The 1,153-nt window shown below is 64.6% G+C and carries 1 pseudogene; it reads right to left on the reverse strand.

The features are described 5' to 3' along the window. A pseudogene (locus ABYW26_RS14660) lies at nt 1-1,153 on the reverse strand (hypothetical protein); the annotation flags it as partial.

A 1,153-nucleotide genomic window follows, 5' to 3' on the forward strand; every position in this document is an offset into this window, starting at 1 on the left:
GCCGGGCAGGGTGCGGCCGGGTTCCAGACGATAGCCGAAATAGGTGCGGTCGTGATCGCCCTTTTCGTTGCTCAGCATCGCCTGCGCGGCAGTGCCCAGCGTGCCGTCGGAAATCTCGCCAGCCAGACTCCAGTTCTCGGATAGTTTGACGGTCACGCCCGCACCGATGCGGTCATTCGAGCCAAGCCCCCCGGCGCGCTGCAAGGTGGTCTGGCCGAACAGGCTATAGCTGACAGTGTCGGTCGGGCTGACGGTCAGGCGCGCGGCCAGATCGGTGCGGCTGCCGGTCTGGTCCGGCGGGCCGGCGGGGTTGCTTTTGTCGACATGTTCGACGGCAAAGGCCAGCTTGGTTTCCGGCGTCAGGGCATAGCTCAGCTCGACACCGCCCTCGCGGTTCTGCTTGCCGGTGGCTGAATCGTAACTGTCGTAATAGGCGCCCCAGCTAAGCCGGTCATTGGGCGTCAGCGACAGGGCGATGCCCCACAGGGTCTCGTCATCGGTGGTCTCGTGATCCAGCGTCGAGAACCCGGCGGTGCGGCGCTCGAAATAGCCCGAGACCGTGCCCGGCGTGGTCGCGCCGGTATCGGCCAGATCAATCTGGATCCGGGCCTCATAGGCCTCGCCGGTTCCGGCGGTGGTGCCGGCGCTGGCGGTGTTGGTGATCGTCAGGCCACCATCGGGCGAGAAGCTGGAGCCAAAACCGGGCCCGCGCGAGGCGGCATATTCCAGTTCGGCAAAGCTGTTTTCACCAAATTGGAAATGCAGATCGACGCCGCTGGCGGTCTGGTCGGCGATGTCGGTGGTTTCGACGATGCCGGTAACGCCAAGCCGCAGTGCGTCAGTGGCCCAGACTTCGGCCCGGCCACCATAGCTGAGACCGTTCAGGTCCAGCGCGCCGGGGCTGTATTCGTAATTCACCACCAGATGCACGTCATATTCGCCCGACGGATCGGTGATCACCGTGCCGCCACCCAGCGACCCGCTAAGCGGTTGCGCCAGGGTCACTACGCCTTGCAGCGGGTTGATCTCGTAATCGCGGCCCGGCAGCAAAGCGGTGGTTTCGATCACCCGGCCAGTGTCGCGGTCGCGGATTTCGACCGAAACGGTCTCGGACCCCAGCGAGATATCCTGATGCTGCAGGAAATAGACCGAA

The sequence above is a fragment of the Actibacterium sp. genome, from assembly GCF_041584535.1.
Lineage (GTDB): Bacteria > Pseudomonadota > Alphaproteobacteria > Rhodobacterales > Rhodobacteraceae > Actibacterium_D.